This window comes from Vibrio sp. CUB2, assembly GCF_001557945.1.
Lineage (GTDB): Bacteria > Pseudomonadota > Gammaproteobacteria > Enterobacterales > Vibrionaceae > Vibrio > Vibrio owensii.
Map to the genome: position 1 here is coordinate 41,279 of NZ_LNRB01000002.1, position 19,729 is coordinate 61,007.

Genomic DNA, 19,729 nt, shown 5'->3' on the forward strand with positions numbered 1-19,729 from the left:
ACTTTACAGCAGCATGGTCGCTGCAACAAACATCAAGAACACGGCAAAGATCTTCTTCAAGACCGCCGTAGGAAGGTTGGTTGCCATCTTCGCGCCGACTTTCGTCGTGAGCATCGACGTCATCGCAATCGCCGCTAAAGCTGGCAGATAAACATAGCCCACACTGTAGTCAGGTAGCCCTTCTACTTTGTAGCCATGTAAGATAAATCCAATCATGCCTGAAATCGCAATCACGCAGCCACACACCGATGAGGAGCCAACCGCTTTACGCATTTCAATACCATGCTTGTTTAAAAAAGGCACCGACAGTGAACCACCACCAATACCAGCAAGACTCGATACCACACCAATTCCCGTTCCGTACATCATAGTGACCGGACTACTTGGCATTGGCTTCTCGCTTTTCGTCTTAATTGAGCGAAACATTTGTACAGCTAGACACAGCACAATCACCCCAAAAACTTTCGGTAAGTAATGCGTTGGGATCCACTCGGCGATATTGGCACCAACAAAACCGCCAATCACCACGCCAGGCATCAGCCATTTGACGACGAACATATCGACGTTGCCAAGCTTAAGGTGGTTAAGTGCAGAAGAACCAGAGGTCACGATGATACTCGCCAATGACGTTGCTAACGCCATATGCATGCTCATTTCAGGAGAGATACCAGCAAGAGGAAGAAGGTAAAGTAGCGCAGGAACGACAATCAGTCCGCCTCCGATACCAAGAAGCCCCGCCATCACGCCTACGAAAGCGCCTAGCGCGAGCAATAATATAAATAAAGAGATGGTCACTGTTACCTACTTCTTACCTGCACGAATAAAGCCGGCAAAGCCTTGCTGGATAAAGAAATCATGCATCATTTGATGGATTTCTTGCCCGTAAGAGCATGACATGGCTTTTTCGACGAGTTTTTCGAGTTCTTTTTGTTGGCTATGACGAATCAAATATTTCACCTTAGCCACGTTCGAGGTGTTCATACTCAAACTGTTGTAGCCTAAGCCCAACAGGAGCAACGCACCAAATGGATCACCAGCTAGCTCACCACAAATACACACAGGCACTTGATATTGGTGGCAAACATCGTGAATTTGTTTTAACGCTAACAACACCGCTGGATGCATGGATTCATAGACATCCGCAACACGGGAATTGTTCCGATCAACAGCCAACAAATATTGCGTTAAGTCGTTGGTACCGACAGAAACGAAGTCAACACGGTGAGCGATAGCCGGCAGCAAGTACACCATTGAAGGCACTTCGATCATCACCCCAACCTTCGGAGCTTGAATTCGCTCATCCAGCAACACCACCTCGCTGTAGGCTTGATTAATCAGTGCGACGGCGTCGTCGAACTCTTTAATGCCTGACACCATTGGCAATAAAATGCTCAAGTTGCCACTTTCCGCACTCGCCCTTAGCATCGCTCTCAATTGGATCAAAAAGATGTCTGGGTGATCCAAGGTAAAACGAATACCACGCCAGCCTAAAAATGGGTTGTCTTCATCAATAGGCAGATACGGCAATGGTTTATCACCACCGATATCTAGGGTGCGCATTACAACGCGTTGATTCGGGTAACTGTTCAGAATCGCTTGGTACTGATGATACTGCTCATCTTCGGACGGAAAGTGATGCTGAAGTAAAAAAGCGATTTCCGTTCGATACAAACCAACGCCATCAACACCGGAATTGATCGCGATATTGCTATCGGCACTCAAACCCGCGTTGAGCATTACTTCAACATGGCAATCGTCTTGCGTGATCGCAGGCAGTGCTAAGTCTTTGTTCACCATGGCGAACAATTCAGACTCTTCACTAACAAGACTACGATACTCGCGCAGAAGCTGCCTGTTCGGTTCTAAATAAATCTCACCAGTGTACCCATCAACAATGCCGTTTTTACCATTTACGACGCTGGTGTTGATGTTCGCGCCCATGATGGCAGGAACACCCAATGCACGTGAGAGAATCGCAGCGTGGGAGTTTGCAGCACCTTCTAGTGACACCACAGCCAACAGATGTTGCTTTGGAATTGATGCGAGTAAAGTCGCCGTAAGTTCATTGGCAACCAAGATCACCGGACGATCAATCGAGGCATGCTCTTGCTCACTGTTGTGCAAGAAATACAGCAGACGTTGTCCCAACTCTCGAATATCTTGCGCGCGCTCACGCAGGTAAACATCAGACATACGCGCAAAGCGGTTCGAGTAGGTTTCAACAACTTGGCGCAATGCCCAGTCAGCACGATCGCCCTTTTCAATCTGCTTCTTGAGATCGCCACGCAGCATTGGATCGTTGAGTAAGTGAGTAAAAAGGTCGAAGATCGCCAAGGCGTCTTTATTGATTTCACTGTCGAACTTCTTACGCATACGACGAAAATCGCTCAGCGCCCTTTCCACCGCGACCGCAAGCAGTTCATGCTCTCGTTCTTTATCTAAGGCAGAGGCAGGGAAAACATCGCTCAAATTAGGCTGGGTATTGTCAAACCAGAACTCACCTATCGCGACACCCGTTGAAGCTGGTAGCCCTTTGATCACCGTTGGTTTAGAGGCAAGTTGCCAATGACCGAGATTTTGCGCATGGGCAATCAGTATTGCAATCTGAGCGGACAAGGTAACAAGGAAAGACTCTTCCATCTCACTGAACAAACGCGGCGTTTTCTGCTGGATAACCAACACACCTAATACTTGCTTACGATGGATGATCGGGGTGCCAAGAAAAGAGTGGTAAACCTGCTCACCCAATTGAGGAAAGAATTTGAAATCAGGGTGAGTGGAAGCCTCAGCCAAGTTTAACGGTTCTGCACTGCGCTTCACCAAACCGACCAAGCCCTCATTGAAGTTGATATGGATGCTATCGCCTTCAAAAGTAAGGCCTTGAGTTGCCATTAACTCAAGGCGCTGCATTTCTTCATTAGCAAGGTAAATAGTACAACACTCAGTGCATAGGGCGGCGCAAGTCTCTTTTACCAATATGTCGAGTGCCAGATGCACGTCATCGACTCTGGAGACTTTTTCAACTATTTCCCTTAGCTGACTGAGCATGTTAATCCTCTATCTACGTTGCTTTTTTCTTTTCCCTTTCGTCTTGCGCTCTCGAAAAGGCATGGCTAAAGATGCAAACTCTTTCATTGCTCGACGGTATACGTCACGCTTGAAAGAAACAACTTGCCTAACTGGATACCAGTAGCTTACCCAGCGCCAACCATCAAATTCAGGGGATTTCCCACGCTGCATATTGATGCGGGATTCATCGCATTCTAATCGCAGCAGAAACCATTTCTGTTTTTGGCCGATACAAACAGGCTTGGAGTCCCAACGCACCAATCGCTTTGGTAGCTTATATCTTAACCAATGACGACTTGTTGCGATGATCTTAACGTCTTTTTTCGTCAGACCGACTTCTTCATATAACTCCCTGAACATGGCTTGTTCAGGTGTTTCACCTTCGTCAATCCCACCTTGTGGAAATTGCCATGAGTGTTGCCCGTATCGTTTAGCCCAGAAGACCTGACCATGGTTATTACATATCACAATACCAACATTAAGTCGGTAACCATCGCCATCTATCACTGGCTAACCTCTATGAATAATTTTTTATTACCGTGATTTTTCCACATATCCCCATTACTAGCAAACTTACTGATGTGATATGAGCAAGATTTATTAGCTTTTGGCCAATTTTGGATATCTTTTAAACAGGCATTATTTTATCAACACAAGATTGAGACATAGCCCACATTTATTCACCTTTTCTGTGAATAACTTTGTGAAGAAAACGCTATCAACAAAGAATTTTGTTCAAAACCATCACAAGCGCCAATTTCAACAATGACAACAAAAAACAGTAAGCTATTGATTATAAATACATATATTTAGATTATGATGATTTAATGATCTTACTTTTCTTGATGATCTTTTCACCAAATACAGATCGGTCAAAGATCGCACAATCGGTTATTTATCCACATTGGACAGGTAGGACTTCATGACATCTCAATAAAATCAAGCCTCAATCATGCCTTAAACCCCTGTTTATTCATCCAGCTTACATAGAGATCCTATTGGTCACTTCCTAATCTGTGGATAAGTTATGAATTGATCATTCTTAATTCAGCTCGATGAAATCTTCGACAGAGGATTTTATTCAAATTTGTTAGACTAGACGTTTTCCAATACCACCTTGTCATTATGAAACCAGAACCACAATCCGAAGCTGAACTAATGGAACGCGCGCAAGACATTGCTGGCTTAAGCTTTGCCGAGCTCGCAGAAGAAGCCGGCATGACCGTTCCTGAAAACTTGAAACGCGATAAAGGTTGGGTCGGTCAATTACTCGAATGGCATTTGGGAGCCCCAGCCGGCAGCAAGCCTCAGCAAGATTTCGCCAAACTTGGGATCGAGCTAAAGAGCATTCCGATCGGTTATTCTGGCAAACCTTTAGAGACCACCTTTGTCTCTGTTGCCCCACTGACTGGCGTGCAAGGTTTAACATGGGAAGCCAGTCATGTACGTAATAAACTGTCCCGTGTGCTTTGGGTACCAGTAGAAGGTGAACGCGAGATTCCGTTGGCTGAGCGCCGTGTCGGCAGCCCGTTGATTTGGTCGCCAGATCAAGAAGAAGAGCAGATTCTGAAAAACGATTGGGAAGAATTGATGGAATTGATCGTACTAGGTAAGTTTGATCAAATTTCCGCCAGACACGGAGAAGCGCTGCACTTACGTCCGAAAGCTGCAAATGCGAAAGCTTTAACGGAAGCGTACAGTTCGAACGGAAAACCGATCAAAACCCTGCCTCGCGGTTTCTATCTCAGGACACAATTTACTGAGCAGATCCTACTGAAGCATTATATTAACGCCCAATCAGAGTGATTAATGCGTTACCAGTGACAGTTCAATATCACAGTAAGAGGCTGCGCCATCGCTACCAAATTCATCGTAAGCGTTGTGCAGTCTCAAGTAAGCTTTATCAATCCCTAACCTAAGCAGTTCCTCTTTTACCAAATCTAACGACCCAAAATGAATCGGATCTTCGCCATCTTTGATTGGCTCTAGTTGGTGTTTGTACTCCACTGCTAATAGATAGTCAGAGACATCAGAACAACCTATCACAAAGACCTTCGGTGTTTTGTAAGAGTCCTTGTGGTGGCCATGCAACCACATGTCGAGTTGATGCTTCTGCATAATGCACCTCCTTCACAAGATCCTTTAAGTCTAGTTAGCGTATTGATAAGTTTCGAGTTAACGACAAAGAGAAACCTAAATCATTTGCGACCACGACTAAAAATCCCCTATATTGGAATGACTTATTCAGTCGGTAACTCTTCAAGGATGTGAAATGCAATATACAAAACTACCGCACTCATCACTCGAGATCAGTAAGATCTGCCTTGGCACTATGACGTTTGGTGAGCAAAATACCGAACAAGAAGCGTTTCAACAGCTCGACTTTGCCCTCGATCATGGGGTGAATTTCATCGATACTGCCGAGATGTATCCCGTTCCGCCGAAAGCTGAGACACAAGGACTCACCGAGCAGTACATTGGCAATTGGTTAGCGAAAAGCGGTAAACGCGAGAAAGTGGTTTTAGCAACGAAAGTCGCTGGTCCGCGCAACGTCCCATACATTCGTGAAAACATGAGCCTTAACCGTCGCCATATTCACACTGCGATCGACGATAGCTTAAAACGCCTGCAAACCGATTATGTCGATCTATACCAATTGCATTGGCCACAGCGTCAAACCAACTGCTTTGGTCAGCTCAACTACCCTTACCCAGATAAGCAAGAAGAGGTCACGCTGATCGAGACCCTTGAAGCTCTCACAGAGTTAGTCAACGCAGGTAAAGTGCGTTACATCGGTGTCTCAAACGAAACGCCATGGGGCGTGATGTCACTGCTACGTTTGGCAGAAAAACATGATTTACCGAGAATCGTCTCCATTCAGAACCCGTATAACTTATTAAACCGCAGCTTCGAAGTCGGCTTATCTGAAATCAGCCATTACGAAGGCGTTCAGCTACTCGCATACTCACCGCTGGCGTTTGGCTGCTTAAGTGGTAAATACCTCAACGGAGCCAAACCAGAAGGTGCGCGTTGCACGATTTGGGAACGCTTTGCTCGCTACTTCACACCACAAGGCGTTAAAGCGACAGAAGCATACGTCAACCTAGCTCGTGACCACGGTTTAGACCCTTCGCAAATGGCGCTTGCCTTCGTGAATCAGCGTCCATTTGTTGGCTCTAACATCATTGGTGCGACTAACCTAGAACAACTGAAGTCCAATATCGACAGCATCAATGTTCATCTAAGTGAAGAATTGCTTAATGACATCCAAGCGATTGGTACGACTTACTCGAACCCCTGCCCATAGTGGGCGCCGAGCAAACAATACAATACCAAACGTAAAAACGAAAAAGGCTGACCATGATGGTCAGCCTTTTTTCTTAGCCCAAATTGAATCGAATGTGTGTGGGAGTTTCAACTTGGGCTTTCGATTACGTCAGTATTCGCGAAGTTAACACACGACGAAGGTGACGAACTCGACGTTCAACTTTTACCGCGTCAGGAACGCTCGCTTGCGTTGAACGGCCATCTTTATCCAGGCCAATGTCTTTTAGTAAGTGCTCGTTAGTCCATGGAATATCATGAGAACTACGACGAACCATACGTTGCCATTGCTTTTCTTCACGTTTCAGATCGGCTTTCAAAAGCACCGTGGCCAGTTTTAGATAGATAGAGTGACGCATAATTTTTCTCCAAATAGCGATAGATAATCGACTGGAAAAAATAGTGGGATAATTAAACAGAGGGATTCTGTTGAGACTAAGCCGCTACTTTTCCGCAGCCTAGTAAAATAGAAAGGTTACGGATTAATTTAATCTAATGAGCCAGTAAAATCTGGTTTGGTCGCATCAAAGGTTGAGCGAGCATCAGACATACGATCAGCGCAAGCAGTGGTGTTAACAACGTAATGTTTCATCTTGCGCCTCCTAGCTAAAAATTAATCCGTGATTGATGTGGTATAACTCTTTGAGTTACGGCTAAATTGTAAGCAACAGAGGATATTTATCAAACAATTTTTATCCTTTCGATTAAAAACAAACCAATAGGCTAAAATTAGGTTGCATATAGTTTTTTGAATAACATATTCAACTAAGGAATATATAAAATATCGAGTTTTATAAATATCAGGCCATTGCGTACAAAAAAGGAGCGCATCAGCACTCCTTTTTTCTCAAGCTTGTTATTGATTAAACCGTTTGGTCTGAAATCAAATTGTGTTTATTCAGCAGTCGATACATGGTTGCACGTGATACACCCAGCTCTTTTGCTGCGTTAGAGACTTGACCAGAGTGCGACTCTAACACCACCAGCAACGCATCTCGTTCGCTCTTCTCGCGAATAGACTTCAAGCTACGTTTCGAGTCATTTCGTTGAGGAAGATCTAAATGATGTTCTTCAATCAGAACGCTATCAGACATCAAAACCGCACGTTTCACTTGGTTCATCAACTCTCGTACGTTGCCTGGCCAGAAGTAACGAGTCAGCGATTTCAAAGCGTCTTCAGAAAAGCTCTTAGCTTGCGAGTTGTACTCTTTTGAAAACTCTTGAAGATAGAAACGTGCCAGCATGCCGATGTCGCTTGCTCTTTCTTTTAGGCTCGGTACGTTGATGCGCAGCACATTGATGTAATGGTAAAGCTCTTCGTTAAAGTCACCATCAATCAGCGCCTTTTCAACGTCTGAAGAGTTAGCAGCAAGAACACGAACATTAACGTTCTTCGCACCATCACGAGTTTCAATTGTGCCTTCTTGCAAGAAACGTAGCAGGTTCATCTGCTGTTCTTTTGAAATGGTTAGGATGTCATTGAAAAGAACCGTACCACCATCCGCTTGCTCAAGCAGGCTTTGGCCCATGTCTTCATCGGCTTCAATGCCAAACACTTCTGCTTGGAAGCGTTGTTCATTAAGCGCACGACAATTGATCGACAAGAATGGCTTATGCGAACGTGACGACACTTTGTGAATTGCGCGAGCGACAGCTTCTTTTCCTGTGCCACTCTCGCCATAGATAAGAATACTCACATCCGTTGGACCGATACGCTTAACTTGGTCACGCAGGCGTTTCATTGGGATAGATTCGCCAATCAGCCCCATATCTAGGCTGTTACCAAAGCTCGGCCATACTTTCTTCTCTAATTTCAGCATGCCCAATTGGTGGCCAATGGTGCTGAGTAGCTGCGCATCTGGGATTGGCGCAGTAAAGAAGTCGATACAGAAGTTCACGATGAACTGACAGATGGTATCAGTTCCGAGTTGAGATTCTCGGATGAACGCTAACCAGCGCACGTGTTTATGAGAACTCACTAAATTTGCTAAACCATTAAGGCTGAACTCATCATGGCTGAGGTCAACTATACCGATGCATGGTCCAATATCTTCTAACAATGTGTTGGCTTTACGTAAGTCACCCACTTGGTGACACTTCCATCCCACTTGTTCTAGTACTGATAACCAAGGTTCATAAGTACCGCCAACTACGACTAGCGATCCCGGAATGGAATCCATCTTAAACTGCCCAGCCATTCTCTAACCCTTATTGATTGTTGATAGAAATTTCGCTCCACAAACCCATCTTTGCGAACGGGTAACATTATCGAGACTACGACTGATGAAGTCTGTCTCAATATTAAGACTATGCAACAAATTGAGATTTGGCGAATGCTTATTTACCTTTCCTATCCAAACTTAAATGCAAATAGTTGAATTGGTTCAAATTAAAGATACAAAAAAACCACCCGCAGGTGGTTTTTTCATTACTCAGCGAGGAGATTACGCTTGTGGGCGCATCGCTGGGAATAGGATCACGTCACGGATAGTGTGCGTGTTAGTCAGTAGCATAACTAGGCGGTCGATACCGATACCTTGACCTGCTGTTGGCGGTAGGCCGTGCTCTAGAGCAGTGATGTAGTCTGCATCGTAGAACATTGCTTCGTCGTCACCAGACTCTTTTGCTTCAACCTGTGCTTTAAAGCGTGCATCTTGGTCTTCTGCATCGTTAAGCTCTGAGAAGCCGTTCGCTACTTCACGGCCACCGATGAAGAATTCAAAGCGGTCTGTGAAGAATGGGTTGTCATCGCTACGACGAGCCAGTGGAGAGATATCTGCTGGGTAGCCCGTGATGAACGTTGGCTGCATTAGCTTAGGTTCTGCTGTTTCACCAAAGATCTCTTCAAGAAGCTGACCACATGTCCAGAAAGGTTCTACTTCAACGTGAACAGATTTCGCGATAGAAACCATTAGGTCACGGTTTTGAATGTCTTCTTCTGTTAGCGCTTGGATTTGCGCGTGGTCTGGGTTGTAGTGCTTGATCGCTTCGAACATGCTCATGCGAGTGTAAGTACCACCAAACTCAACCGTGTCTTCACCGTAAGGCATTGACGTTGAACCTAGAACTTCTAGAGCAACAGAGCTTAGTAGTTCTTCAGTTAGGTCCATCAGATCTTTGTAGTCTGCGTACGCCATGTAGAATTCCATCATTGTGAATTCTGGGTTGTGACGTGGAGAAAGACCTTCGTTACGGAAGTTACGGTTGATTTCGAATACGCGATCGAAACCACCAACAACTAGACGCTTCAGGTATAGCTCTGGCGCGATACGCAGGTACATTGGCATGTCTAGTGCGTTGTGGTGCGTGATGAATGGACGCGCACTCGCACCGCCAGGGATAACGTGCATCATTGGCGTTTCAACTTCCATGAACTGTTTAGAGATCATGAAGTTACGGATTGCAGACATTACTTTAGAACGTACTACGAACGCTTGACGAGAATCTTCGTTAACGATTAGGTCAACGTAACGTTGACGGTAACGCATCTCTTGGTCAGTTAGACCGTGGAACTTCTCTGGAAGTGGACGTAGTGCTTTAGTTAGCAACTCGTACTCTTCCATGTTCACGTATAGGTCGCCTTTACCAGACTTGTGAAGTGCACCTTTCACACCGATGATGTCACCGATATCTAGGCCTTGGTATTGGTCTTTCAGTACTTTTTGTACTGCTTTGTCAGCGTAAGCTTGGATACGGCCAGAAGTTTCTTGGATTACCAAGAATGGACCACGTTTAGCCATGATACGGCCAGCGATTGCTACTACGTGGTTAAGCTCTTCTAGCTCTTCCTTCGTCTTTTCACCGAACTCTTTCTGAAGGTCGCCCGCTAGTGCGTCACGACGGAAGTCGTTTGGATGGCCGTTCGCTTTGCAGCTCTTTCGGATTGCATCCAGTTTAGCGCGGCGTTCAGCAATTAGCTTGTTCTCTTCTTGTGCAGAGGCTTCTTGTACAGTTTCGTTTTGAACAGCATCAGTCATTTTCGATGTATCCTGTTTTTTGTCGGTGAAAAGCTTTATAGACCTGATTTCAGGCTAGCTTCAATAAATTTGTCCAGATCGCCATCAAGAACCGCTTGAGTATTGCGGTTTTCAACGCCCGTACGGAGGTCTTTAATGCGTGAGTCATCCAATACGTAAGAACGGATCTGGCTACCCCAGCCAATGTCAGACTTAGCGTCTTCATTAGCTTGTTTTTCCGCGTTTTGCTTTTGCAATTCAAGCTCAAATAGCTTCGCTCGAAGCTGTTTCATTGCCTGATCTTTGTTCTTATGTTGAGAACGGTCGTTCTGACATTGCACTACTGTGTTCGTTGGAACGTGCGTAATACGTACCGCAGATTCAGTGGTGTTAACGTGCTGACCACCCGCACCTGACGCACGGTAAACGTCGATACGTAGGTCAGAAGGGTTAATGTCGATAGCGATGTTTTCATCAATCTCTGGGTAGATAAACGCAGAAGCAAATGACGTGTGACGACGGCCGCCTGAATCGAATGGCGATTTACGTACTAGGCGGTGAACGCCTGTTTCTGTACGTAGCCAACCGTAAGCGTACTCACCAGAAATCTTAACTGTCGCGCCTTTAAGGCCAGCGACTTCACCTTCAGAAACTTCGATAACCTCTGCCTTGAAGCCTTTTGCTTCAGCCCAACGCAGGTACATACGTAGCATCATGTTGGTCCAGTCTTGTGCCTCGGTACCACCTGAGCCTGCTTGCAAGTCAATGTAGCAATCAGAGCTGTCGTGGTCACCAGAGAACATACGACGGAATTCAAGCTGTTCTAGCTTCTGTTCCAACTCAGCAAGTTCTGGTTCGATTTCGTCAAACGTTTCTTGATCTTCTTCTTCAACCGCAAGCTCTAGAAGACCATCAACGTCTTCTACACCTTGTTCTAGTTGAACGATAGTTTCAACAACCGCTTCTAGTGATGCACGCTCTTTGCCCAGTGCTTGTGCACGTTCTGGCTCGTTCCATACATCCGGCTGTTCAAGTTCTGCGTTGACTTCTTCTAGACGCTCTTTCTTAGCGTCATAGTCAAAGATACCCCCTCAGGACATTCGTGCGCTCAGACACGTCCTGCAGACGGTTTTTAATTGGATTGATTTCAAACATGTTGGCTCAACATTTTAGAATAGAATTTAACCGAGAAATTCTACTCAAAAATGTGACGGAGATACAGGAAAATTTCGGCTGGGAAATCAGATTGCAATTAGAGAGAGCACGGTCATGAAATTTTTGCCCAACTTAAAGGCGACCGTACTCTATAAGAAGTGATTTTCTCGGTATTACTTGGCTTCGATGTGATCAATCATTAGTTGTAATGATTGATTACCGCGAAATTCATTCACATCCAACTTATACGCGAGACGTACTGTTTTGACCGATGCATCCGGCCAACGACGCAAATCGACGTTAAACGCAATCCCATCAATCATCACATTGGTTGGATGACCTTTGTAAAGCGGTTCTAACATCAGTTTAAGATGCTTCTCACCCACGAGCTTTTGATGCAGCACTTTAAATTCACCATCAAAGATGGGTTCTGGGAACGCTTGACCAAAAGGACCACCAGAGCGCAATTGCTCCGCAACGTGCATTGAAAACTCTTCAGGCTTAAGCTCACCATCGGACATGATCACGCCTTTTAGCGCTGCTTCATCCAACTCTTTCTTCACGACGTCATCAAACAAACGACTGAAACGCTCAAAGTCTTGCTCTTTGATGGTTAAACCTGCCGCCATTGCATGACCACCAAATTTGATGATCAAACCTGGGTTTTGCGTATCGATAAAGTCCAACGCATCACGCATGTGTAAGCCAGGAATCGAACGACAAGAACCTTTGATCGTCCCTTCTCCACCATCAGCAAAAGCAATAACAGGACGGTGGAACTTCTCTTTAATGCGTGAAGCCAGAATACCAATCACACCTTGGTGCCAATCGCGTTGGAATAAAGCTAAGCCGTAAGGCAGTTCACTATTTTCACCAAACTGAAGACGCTCACAAAAAGCCATCGCTTCTTGCTTCATGCCTTCCTCAATCTCTTTGCGAGTTTGGTTCAAACCGTCTAGCTCACTCGCCATGCGACGGGCAGCATGGATGTTGTTACACATCAGAAGCTCAACACCGAATGACATGTCATCAAGGCGACCTGCGGCGTTAATACGTGGGCCTAAGGCAAAACCAAAGTCTGATGCGACTAAACGACGAGCATCGCGCTTCGCCACTTCGATCAATGCTTGAATGCCCGGACGTGCTTTACCTGCACGGATGCGCTGCAAGCCTTGGTGTACAAGAATGCGGTTGTTCTCATCAAGTGGAACAACGTCGGCGACCGTACCAAGTGCAACAAGGTCAATCAGCTCCATCAATTTAGGCTCTTGCATGCCTTGCTGTGCGAACCAATTTTGTTTGCGCATGTGCACACACAGCGCCATCATCAGATAGAAAGCAACGCCAACCCCCGCCAACGCTTTCGATGGGAAAGCACAACTGTCGAGGTTCGGGTTCACCATGGCATCCACATCCGGTAGCACTTGGCCCGGTAAGTGGTGGTCAGTCACCAGTACAGTAATGCCGTTTTCTTTGGCGTAGCGGACACCTTCAATCGACGAGACACCGTTGTCTACCGTCATGATCATCTCAGCACCAAGCTCTAACGCTTGATCTACTACTTCCGGACTGAGGCCGTAGCCATCTTCAAAACGGTTTGGCACTAGGTAATCGACATTGTTACTGCCAAGCATACGCAATGCGAGAACAGACAGAGCCGAGCTGGTTGCACCATCAGCGTCAAAGTCGCCTACGACAATAATGCGTTTTTTCTCATCGATCGCTTGGAATAAGAGCTCGACCGCTTTATCAATACCGCCAAGTTGTTGGTAAGAGTGTAAGCCACGCGCAGAGGTCTCTAGCTGTGCTACATCCGTAATACCACGGTTGATGTAAATACGCTTAAGAATGGCTGGAATAGAATCGGGAAGAAGAGAAAGATCCGGTTCGGGACGTCGTTGAATTTCTATCATGTTTGAAAAGAGCCAGCGAATGTCACTGGCTCTGCTCCTTAAAGGATTATTGTTGCTCTAAACGTTTTAGCAGATCTGCCGGTGGAAGGTAACCACCTACTAGCTCACCGTTTGGTAGGAAGATCGCTGGTGTACCAGAAATACCAAGCTCACGACCTAGGTTGTAATGCGCTTGGATTGTCTCTTTACACTGCTTAAGATCTTTCGCAGGGTTATCAAACGTGCGATCTACTTTTGCGTTGTGCATTGCTGATTTCGGATCTTCTGCACACCAAATTGTCGCCATCTGTTCAGCCACTGGACCTGTAGCACCTTGGCGAGGGTAAGCCATGTAGCGAACAGTAATACCTAGGTCATTGTAACCTTGCATTTGGCTGTGTAGGCGCACACAGTAACCACAAGTGATGTCAGTGAATACCGTCACAACGTATTTCTCGTTGTCCGCTTTGTATTCGATCACGCTGTCAGAGAACTTTGCGATTTTTGCTGCATTCAGAGGTGCTTGACGTTCAGCAATTACGTCTTTGTAACCGCCGTTATCATCGATGGCGTAAAGTGTACCGGCAATAAAGTGGTTACCATCGTTTGATGCGAACAGCACACCACCATTGGTTTGAATTTCTAAAAGACCAGCAACGTCTGATGGTTGGATATCAAGAATAGACACACCCAACTTAGAAAACTTCGCTTTTAGCGCAGCTTCATCAAAGTTCTGTTTTGCCGCTGGCGCGACTTGTTGTGCAGGAGTTTCCGTTTTTGCCTGACTTTCTTCAGCACCACAAGCGGCAACGAAAAACGGTAAAGTCAGCAGAGTTAGTCGGCGTAATACGCTCATTAAATTCACCTTAAAATAAAATCCTTTCATCCAATGAGATAATGGATGAACCAAACCATCATTATGCTCTTGGGTGGTGTTGACTGTGGATCTGTTTCAATCGCTCAGTCGCCACGTGAGTATAAATTTGCGTGGTCGATAAGTCACTATGCCCCAGCAGCATCTGTACGACCCTGAGATCTGCGCCATAGTTCAATAAGTGCGTTGCAAAAGCATGGCGCAATACGTGTGGAGACAGTTGGTCAGTATCAATCCCCGCAATCACAGCGTAGTACTTAATACGGTGCCAAAAGGTTTGGCGGGTCATTTGTCTTGCACGTTTACTTGGGAATACCACGTCCGACGTAGTCTCTCCCAATAGAGCAGACCGACCTTGCTGGATAAAAGTTTCAATCCAGTCGACCGCGTTTTCTCCCATAGGAACCAGGCGTTCTTTACCACCTTTACCGGTCACGCGCACGACCCCTTGGCGTAAACTGACGTTTTCCATTGTCAGACTGACCAACTCTGTCACACGCAAACCCGTAGCATAAAGCAGCTCTAACATGGCTTTATCACGCAGTTCGACCGGGTCATTTGGGTCTGGTGCATCGAGCAATGCGTCCACTTGTTCTTCACTGATGTCTTTAGGTAGGCGTTGTGGCAACTTTGGGCTTACCAACAATGCACTCGGATCATCTGCGCGTACTTTTTCACGGTGAATGTATTGGAACAAACGACGAATCGCCGACAGCATGCGCGCGCGGGATGTCTGCTTGTAATCTAAATCGACTAGGTAGCTTTGATACTCTTGCAAACCAGACAGACTGATGAAATCAAGTCGGTAACTGTGTTGCTCCATCCACGCGAGCAGTTTCATTAAATCATTTCGGTAGGAAGCTAACGTGTTCTCCGATAGACCACGCTCCATCCACATCGCATCTAAGAATTGCTCAACAAGACCAAAATCTTGTTGATTGACAGGCTGTTGTGCCGTCATGAACGCTTCCTTATCTGTTTATATTTACAGTATTGAGAGTAAGGCAAGTGCCCAACCAATACCATAAAAAAATCATCTCCCTCGGGATATTCGCTGCAATCTTCCCCGTTTTATGGTTAGAATCTGCCACAACAGCAACACAAAAAACGACGAATATAATGAAAATCGGACTCTTTTACGGCTCAACAACCTGCTACACAGAAATGGCAGCAGAGAAAATTCGCAATATCATTGGTGAAGACCTTGTCGACATTCACAACGTGAAAGAGACACCGCTGTCACTGATGGCAGACTACGATTTACTGCTGATTGGTATCTCGACTTGGGACTTCGGTGAAATCCAAGAAGACTGGAGTGCCATTTGGGAAAACATTGCAACCACACCACTAAAAGGCAAAGTGGTAGCCCTGTTCGGCTTGGGCGACCAAGAAGGCTACGGCGAATGGTACCTTGATGCGATGGGCCTACTGCATGACGAGCTAAAAGCAACGGGCGCGCAGTTTATCGGTTACTGGCCAAATGAAGGTTATGAGTTCGAGGCATCGAAAGCACTAACAGAAGATGGCAGCCAATTTGTCGGCTTAGCGCTGGATGAAGATTCCCAATACGAACTGAGTGACGAACGTATCGAGAAATGGTGTGAGCAAGTGTTGGTTGAGTTTCACGACACGCTATAAGTCAGCATCAACTGTCAAAACCACAGACAACCAAAAAGCCCGGTGAATCGCTTCACCGGGCTTTTTTAATCTTGCGAGTCAGCAATTATGCCGCTTCTTCTGTCAACTCAGGTTGAGAAGATTTAGCAACAAAGAACATGCAAACAATCGCTGCAAACGTTGGTAGAACCCAACCCATGCCCACTTCGAACAGTGGCAGCATGTTAAATGCTGAAACGTCTAGACCTGCTACTTTCGCTGCATCAATCAATGCAAACAGCAGTGATACTAGCAATACAGAGCGGTACGCTACACGCGGGTTTGGTAGCTTGCTGCGTACGAATGTTAGCGCAACCAAGGCTACTGCAACTGGGTATAACGCAAACAGTACAGGAACTGATAGTGAAATTAGCTGAGACAGACCTACGTTTGCAATCAGTGCACAAGCAGCACCGTTAATGATAACCCACTGCTTGTATGTCAGTTTCGTCTTAGAGCTGAAGAAATCTGAACATGCAGAGATAAGGCCGATAGCCGTAGTCAAACATGCAAGCAATACGATGATTGAAAGTACGATCTGACCGTAAGGGCCAAATAGCGCTTGAACGTACTGGCTTAGTACTGCACCACCGTTGTCTGCACCAGCTGCGATAGTTGCACTCGTCGCACCTAGGTAGAACAATGAGATGTAAACGAACGCAAGACCTGCTGCTGCAATACAACCTGCGCAGATTAAGTATTTTGTCGTTGCTGCACGCTCAGTGATGCCTTTGCTACGAAGTGCGTCTACCATTAGCATACCGAACATCAACGATGCGAACGTATCCATGGTGTTGTAGCCTTCAAGGAAACCTTTGGTCAGCGGCTGAGTTAGGTACTCGCCGTGTGCACCCATCATTTCACCTTGCGGGTCAACGAATACCGCAATAGCTAGAACGATAAGGCCAAGGAAAAGCACAGGCGTTAGCACTTTACCAATCAAGTCAATCAAACGACCTTGGAACCAAGCGAAAGTCATTGCTACCGCGAAGAACAAGATTGAGAATGACGTCAGATGCGCTTGAGAAGCATCTAGGAAGAATGGTTTCACTGCCATCTCGTAAGCCACAAGGCCAGTACGAGGCGCAGCAAATGCAGGACCGATGATGATGAAGATCAACGCCGCCATCAGAACCGCTGCTTTCTTAGGAAGATCTTGAGTCAAGTGATCCCAAGATCCGCCCGCTACAGCAATAGCAACAATAGTAATAAGAGGTAGACCTACCGCTGTTAGCAAGAAACCGAACATTGCTGGCATCAGATGATCACCCGCTAGCTGACCCGCTAGTGGTGGAAAAATGATGTTGCCGGCACCCAAAAAGAACGCAAATAGCATAAAGCCTACTGCGATAATATCTGTTAGTTTTAACGTCTGCTTCACAGATAACCCTTTTTCTGAATTGATGAATGTTGTGTATGCATCGACCACTTTTTGTATACCCAAAGTTAATGAGTACCTGTGGTTCAATCTATAAATTTCCGCCGCATAATGACGAAGTAACCATCATTTGGCAACCTTTAAGAAAAAAACACCATATTAATTTAGTTCACCAACTTAAAAGCAGTGGAAATCACTACCTTGAGTTTTATGACTAGTTCTTTGTCTCGATCAATTGAGAATACAATTTAATAACCAACAAGATAACAATCTATACAATTAAGAAACAATAGAGCATTTATCTCCATTATTGAGTAAATATAAAACAATCATGAAGAGCGAAAGATTTCAGACTAAGGGCTTCAAGTTCAAGCAATTTTCCATTCACGGTGGCGAGAGCGGTATGCCCGTCAGTACCGATGGCGTGATGCTCGGCGCTTGGGCAAATTGCTCACCACAGAGTAAAATTTTGGACATTGGTACTGGCACAGGGTTACTGGCATTAATGTGCGCTCAGCGGTTTCCTAACGCACAGATCACTGCCCTTGATATTGAAATCTCGGCGATCGAAGCGGCACAGAAAAACTTCACCCAATCTCCGTGGTCAGACAGACTCTGCGTTCGCCACACCGATGTATTGCAGTTTGAACCAGAGCAGCGCTTTGAACACATCATCTGCAACCCGCCCTACTTCAACAGTGGCGAGCAATCGAAGCAAAGCCAACGTGCAACGGCTCGGCATACAGATACCTTGCAACACGCCGCATTACTCAAACGTTGTTATGAGTTACTTGAACAAGATGGTAGCGCCAGTTTTGTTCTGCCAATTACCGAGGGCGAACAATTTATTGCCATGGCGCAACAACAAGGGTGGTACTTATCGCGTATCTGTCGCGTGCAACCATCACAGAAAAAGCCCGTGCACCGTTTACTGTTTGAATTAGCCAAACAAGCTTGTGATACTCAGGAAACGTATTTGATCATCCATTCAAGCGAGGGTTATAGCGACGACTTTACTCAGCTAACTCGCGAGTTTTATCTTAAGATGTGAAATAACATGTGATCCTTGTCACCAATCACTTTATAATGTGCGACCTTTTTATATTCTATGCTGCTGTGGCGAACCATTAACCAAGCTTTGCTTGTGGAGAACTCATTGTGATCAGAACCTTTGCTGAACTTGATCTAGACCAAAACCTACTAGAAGCCATCGAAGAGATGGGCTACGAACGCCCAACTAAAATTCAGGCAGAAGCGATTCCACAAGCGTTAGATGGTCGTGACATTCTAGCGTCAGCACCAACTGGTACTGGTAAAACGGCAGCGTTCGTCCTGCCAGCACTGCAATACCTGCAAGATTTCCCACGTCGTAAACCTGGGCCTGCACGTATTCTGATCCTAACGCCAACTCGTGAACTTGCGATGCAGGTAGCGGATCAAGCTCGCGCTCTGGCGAAAAACACCAAGCTAAACATCTTCACCATCACTGGTGGCGTTCAATACCAAGAGCACGCAGACATCCTAGCAACCACACAAGATATCGTGGTAGCAACACCAGGTCGTCTACGCGAATACATTGACGCAGAGCGTTTTGACTGTCGTGCGATTGAATGGCTAATCCTTGATGAAGCTGACCGCATGCTAGACATGGGCTTTGCGCCAACGGTTGACCGTCTGTCTAACGAATGTCGCTGGCGTAAACAAACCCTTCTGTTCTCAGCAACACTAGAAGGCAAAGGCGTAGAAGGTTTCACAGCAGACCTACTGAACGAACCAGCAGAGATCGACGCGAAATCACCACTGCGTGAGCGTAAGAAGATTGCACAGTGGTACCACCGTGCTGATGACGCTGAGCATAAACTTGCCCTGCTAAAACACATCATCACAGAGCAAGCAGAACGCACTATCGTGTTCTTGAAGACTCGTGAGCGTTTAGCAGAGCTTCGTGCTCAACTAGAAAGCGCACAGATTCCATGTTCTTGGATTCAAGGTGAAATGCCTCAAGATCGCCGTAACAACGCCATTGCTCGTTTCCGTGAAGGCACTGTAAACGTGCTACTAGCGACTGACGTAGCTGCACGTGGTATCGACCTTCCAGACGTATCACACGTAATCAACTACGACATGCCACGTACGGCAGACGTGTACCTTCACCGTATCGGCCGTACGGCTCGTGCAGGTAAGAAAGGTAATGCTATCTCAATCGTAGAAGCGCACGACCAACCAATGATGGACCGCGTTGCTCGTTACGTGAAAGAAGACATTAAAGAGCGTTTCGTGAAAGAGATGCGCCCGAAACACAAAAAACCTGTGTTTAAGAAGAAAAAGAAAAAAGACGACAAGAAGAAAGTAGCGAAAAAGAAAACCGCTAAGAAGAAGTAATCACGTCTGATTAATTCCAAATCTAAAAGAGCCGCAATCGCGG

17 protein-coding genes are annotated in these 19,729 nt (G+C 45.9%); 5 read left to right on the plus strand and 12 right to left on the minus strand.

What is annotated here, in order from left to right; genetic code table 11:
• Window positions 1-3: 3 nt before the first annotated feature.
• Genes ATB78_RS02555 through rppH form a run of 3 tightly spaced genes read right to left on the minus strand, consistent with a single transcriptional unit; the run spans window position 4 to window position 3,576 of the window.
• Complete coding sequence (locus tag ATB78_RS02555; RefSeq protein ID WP_038888989.1) at window positions 4-795, minus strand: sulfite exporter TauE/SafE family protein; 792 nt, start codon at window positions 793-795, stop codon at window positions 4-6.
• Between the two features lie 6 nt (window positions 796-801).
• Window positions 802-3,048, minus strand: coding sequence for a phosphoenolpyruvate--protein phosphotransferase (gene ptsP, locus ATB78_RS02560; protein WP_038888988.1), 2,247 nt, complete (start codon window positions 3,046-3,048; stop codon window positions 802-804).
• A gap of 9 nt (window positions 3,049-3,057) precedes the next feature.
• On the minus strand, window positions 3,058-3,576 hold the full coding sequence (gene rppH / locus ATB78_RS02565; protein WP_005434895.1) for an RNA pyrophosphohydrolase: 519 nt from the start codon (window positions 3,574-3,576) through the stop codon (window positions 3,058-3,060).
• 618 nt (window positions 3,577-4,194) lie between these two features.
• Here rppH and mutH point away from each other — a divergent pair.
• A complete protein-coding gene (mutH, locus tag ATB78_RS02570) occupies window positions 4,195-4,875 on the plus strand; it encodes a DNA mismatch repair endonuclease MutH (RefSeq protein WP_061007742.1) in 681 nt (226 codons plus the stop codon).
• Here the strand turns inward: mutH and ATB78_RS02575 are convergent, their stop codons facing one another.
• The gene (locus ATB78_RS02575) at window positions 4,876-5,187 is read right to left on the minus strand and encodes a DUF6482 family protein (RefSeq protein WP_005447906.1); all 312 of its coding nucleotides are present in this window, start codon (window positions 5,185-5,187) and stop codon (window positions 4,876-4,878) included. It abuts the gene before it with no gap.
• Window positions 5,188-5,341: 154 nt separating this feature from the next.
• On the opposite strand from ATB78_RS02575, the gene ATB78_RS02580 reads away from it, so the two are divergent.
• A complete protein-coding gene (locus tag ATB78_RS02580) occupies window positions 5,342-6,376 on the plus strand; it encodes an NADP(H)-dependent aldo-keto reductase (RefSeq protein WP_009707698.1) in 1,035 nt (344 codons plus the stop codon).
• Between the two features lie 124 nt (window positions 6,377-6,500).
• Here ATB78_RS02580 and ATB78_RS02585 read toward each other — a convergent pair whose 3' ends face one another.
• The 7 genes from ATB78_RS02585 to xerD all read right to left on the minus strand — a co-directional run bounded on the left by ATB78_RS02585 (window position 6,501) and on the right by xerD (window position 15,231).
• Complete coding sequence (locus ATB78_RS02585; RefSeq protein ID WP_005434903.1) at window positions 6,501-6,752, minus strand: hypothetical protein; 252 nt, start codon at window positions 6,750-6,752, stop codon at window positions 6,501-6,503.
• A 504-nt stretch (window positions 6,753-7,256) separates the two neighbouring features.
• Window positions 7,257-8,591, minus strand: coding sequence for a cyclic-di-GMP-binding transcriptional regulator VpsR (gene vpsR / locus ATB78_RS02590; protein ID WP_061007743.1), 1,335 nt, complete (start codon window positions 8,589-8,591; stop codon window positions 7,257-7,259).
• A 246-nt stretch (window positions 8,592-8,837) separates the two neighbouring features.
• Window positions 8,838-10,370 (minus strand): lysine--tRNA ligase, encoded by a 1,533-nt coding sequence (lysS, locus tag ATB78_RS02595; RefSeq protein WP_005434906.1) that lies wholly within the window; start codon window positions 10,368-10,370, stop codon window positions 8,838-8,840.
• 35 nt (window positions 10,371-10,405) lie between these two features.
• Window positions 10,406-11,504 (minus strand): peptide chain release factor 2 gene (gene prfB / locus ATB78_RS02600; RefSeq protein WP_096030938.1). Its coding sequence is split into 2 segments (ribosomal slippage): window positions 10,406-11,428 and window positions 11,430-11,504, totalling 1,098 coding nucleotides; the frame shifts between segments, so codons are not numbered across the junction.
• A gap of 173 nt (window positions 11,505-11,677) precedes the next feature.
• Window positions 11,678-13,417, minus strand: coding sequence for a single-stranded-DNA-specific exonuclease RecJ (gene recJ, locus ATB78_RS02605; protein ID WP_005434908.1), 1,740 nt, complete (start codon window positions 13,415-13,417; stop codon window positions 11,678-11,680).
• 46 nt (window positions 13,418-13,463) lie between these two features.
• Window positions 13,464-14,252, minus strand: a complete 789-nt coding sequence (dsbC, locus tag ATB78_RS02610; RefSeq protein ID WP_009707701.1) for a bifunctional protein-disulfide isomerase/oxidoreductase DsbC — start codon at window positions 14,250-14,252, stop codon at window positions 13,464-13,466.
• A gap of 61 nt (window positions 14,253-14,313) precedes the next feature.
• Window positions 14,314-15,231 (minus strand): site-specific tyrosine recombinase XerD, encoded by a 918-nt coding sequence (gene xerD, locus ATB78_RS02615; RefSeq protein ID WP_005434910.1) that lies wholly within the window; start codon window positions 15,229-15,231, stop codon window positions 14,314-14,316.
• 158 nt (window positions 15,232-15,389) lie between these two features.
• On the opposite strand from xerD, the gene fldB reads away from it, so the two are divergent.
• On the plus strand, window positions 15,390-15,908 hold the full coding sequence (gene fldB, locus ATB78_RS02620; RefSeq protein WP_033004989.1) for a flavodoxin FldB: 519 nt from the start codon (window positions 15,390-15,392) through the stop codon (window positions 15,906-15,908).
• An 85-nt stretch (window positions 15,909-15,993) separates the two neighbouring features.
• On the opposite strand, the gene brnQ is transcribed toward fldB, so the two are convergent.
• A complete protein-coding gene (gene brnQ / locus ATB78_RS02625; protein WP_009707702.1) occupies window positions 15,994-17,307 on the minus strand; it encodes a branched-chain amino acid transport system II carrier protein in 1,314 nt (437 codons plus the stop codon).
• 328 nt (window positions 17,308-17,635) lie between these two features.
• Between brnQ and ATB78_RS02630 the strand changes: the two genes are divergently transcribed.
• Both ATB78_RS02630 and srmB read left to right on the plus strand, forming a co-directional pair.
• Window positions 17,636-18,355 carry a tRNA1(Val) (adenine(37)-N6)-methyltransferase gene (locus ATB78_RS02630; RefSeq protein WP_061007744.1) on the plus strand — a complete coding sequence of 240 codons (720 nt, stop codon included), beginning with the start codon at window positions 17,636-17,638 and terminating at the stop codon, window positions 18,353-18,355.
• A 107-nt stretch (window positions 18,356-18,462) separates the two neighbouring features.
• On the plus strand, window positions 18,463-19,686 hold the full coding sequence (srmB, locus tag ATB78_RS02635) for an ATP-dependent RNA helicase SrmB (protein ID WP_005434916.1): 1,224 nt from the start codon (window positions 18,463-18,465) through the stop codon (window positions 19,684-19,686).
• Window positions 19,687-19,729: the final 43 nt, after the last annotated feature.

Coding starts and splice junctions, on each gene's coding strand:
- ptsP (WP_038888988.1), bottom strand. CDS start 3,048: ATGCTCAGTCAGCTAAGGGAAATAGTTGAAAAAGTCTCCAGAGTCGAT.
- mutH (WP_061007742.1), top strand. CDS start 4,195: ATGAAACCAGAACCACAATCCGAAGCTGAACTAATGGAACGCGCGCAA.
- ATB78_RS02575 (WP_005447906.1), bottom strand. CDS start 5,187: ATGCAGAAGCATCAACTCGACATGTGGTTGCATGGCCACCACAAGGAC.
- ATB78_RS02580 (WP_009707698.1), top strand. CDS start 5,342: ATGCAATATACAAAACTACCGCACTCATCACTCGAGATCAGTAAGATC.
- ATB78_RS02585 (WP_005434903.1), bottom strand. CDS start 6,752: ATGCGTCACTCTATCTATCTAAAACTGGCCACGGTGCTTTTGAAAGCC.
- vpsR (WP_061007743.1), bottom strand. CDS start 8,591: ATGGCTGGGCAGTTTAAGATGGATTCCATTCCGGGATCGCTAGTCGTA.
- lysS (WP_005434906.1), bottom strand. CDS start 10,370: ATGACTGATGCTGTTCAAAACGAAACTGTACAAGAAGCCTCTGCACAA.
- recJ (WP_005434908.1), bottom strand. CDS start 13,417: ATGATAGAAATTCAACGACGTCCCGAACCGGATCTTTCTCTTCTTCCC.
- dsbC (WP_009707701.1), bottom strand. CDS start 14,252: ATGAGCGTATTACGCCGACTAACTCTGCTGACTTTACCGTTTTTCGTT.
- xerD (WP_005434910.1), bottom strand. CDS start 15,231: ATGACGGCACAACAGCCTGTCAATCAACAAGATTTTGGTCTTGTTGAG.
- fldB (WP_033004989.1), top strand. CDS start 15,390: ATGAAAATCGGACTCTTTTACGGCTCAACAACCTGCTACACAGAAATG.
- ATB78_RS02630 (WP_061007744.1), top strand. CDS start 17,636: ATGAAGAGCGAAAGATTTCAGACTAAGGGCTTCAAGTTCAAGCAATTT.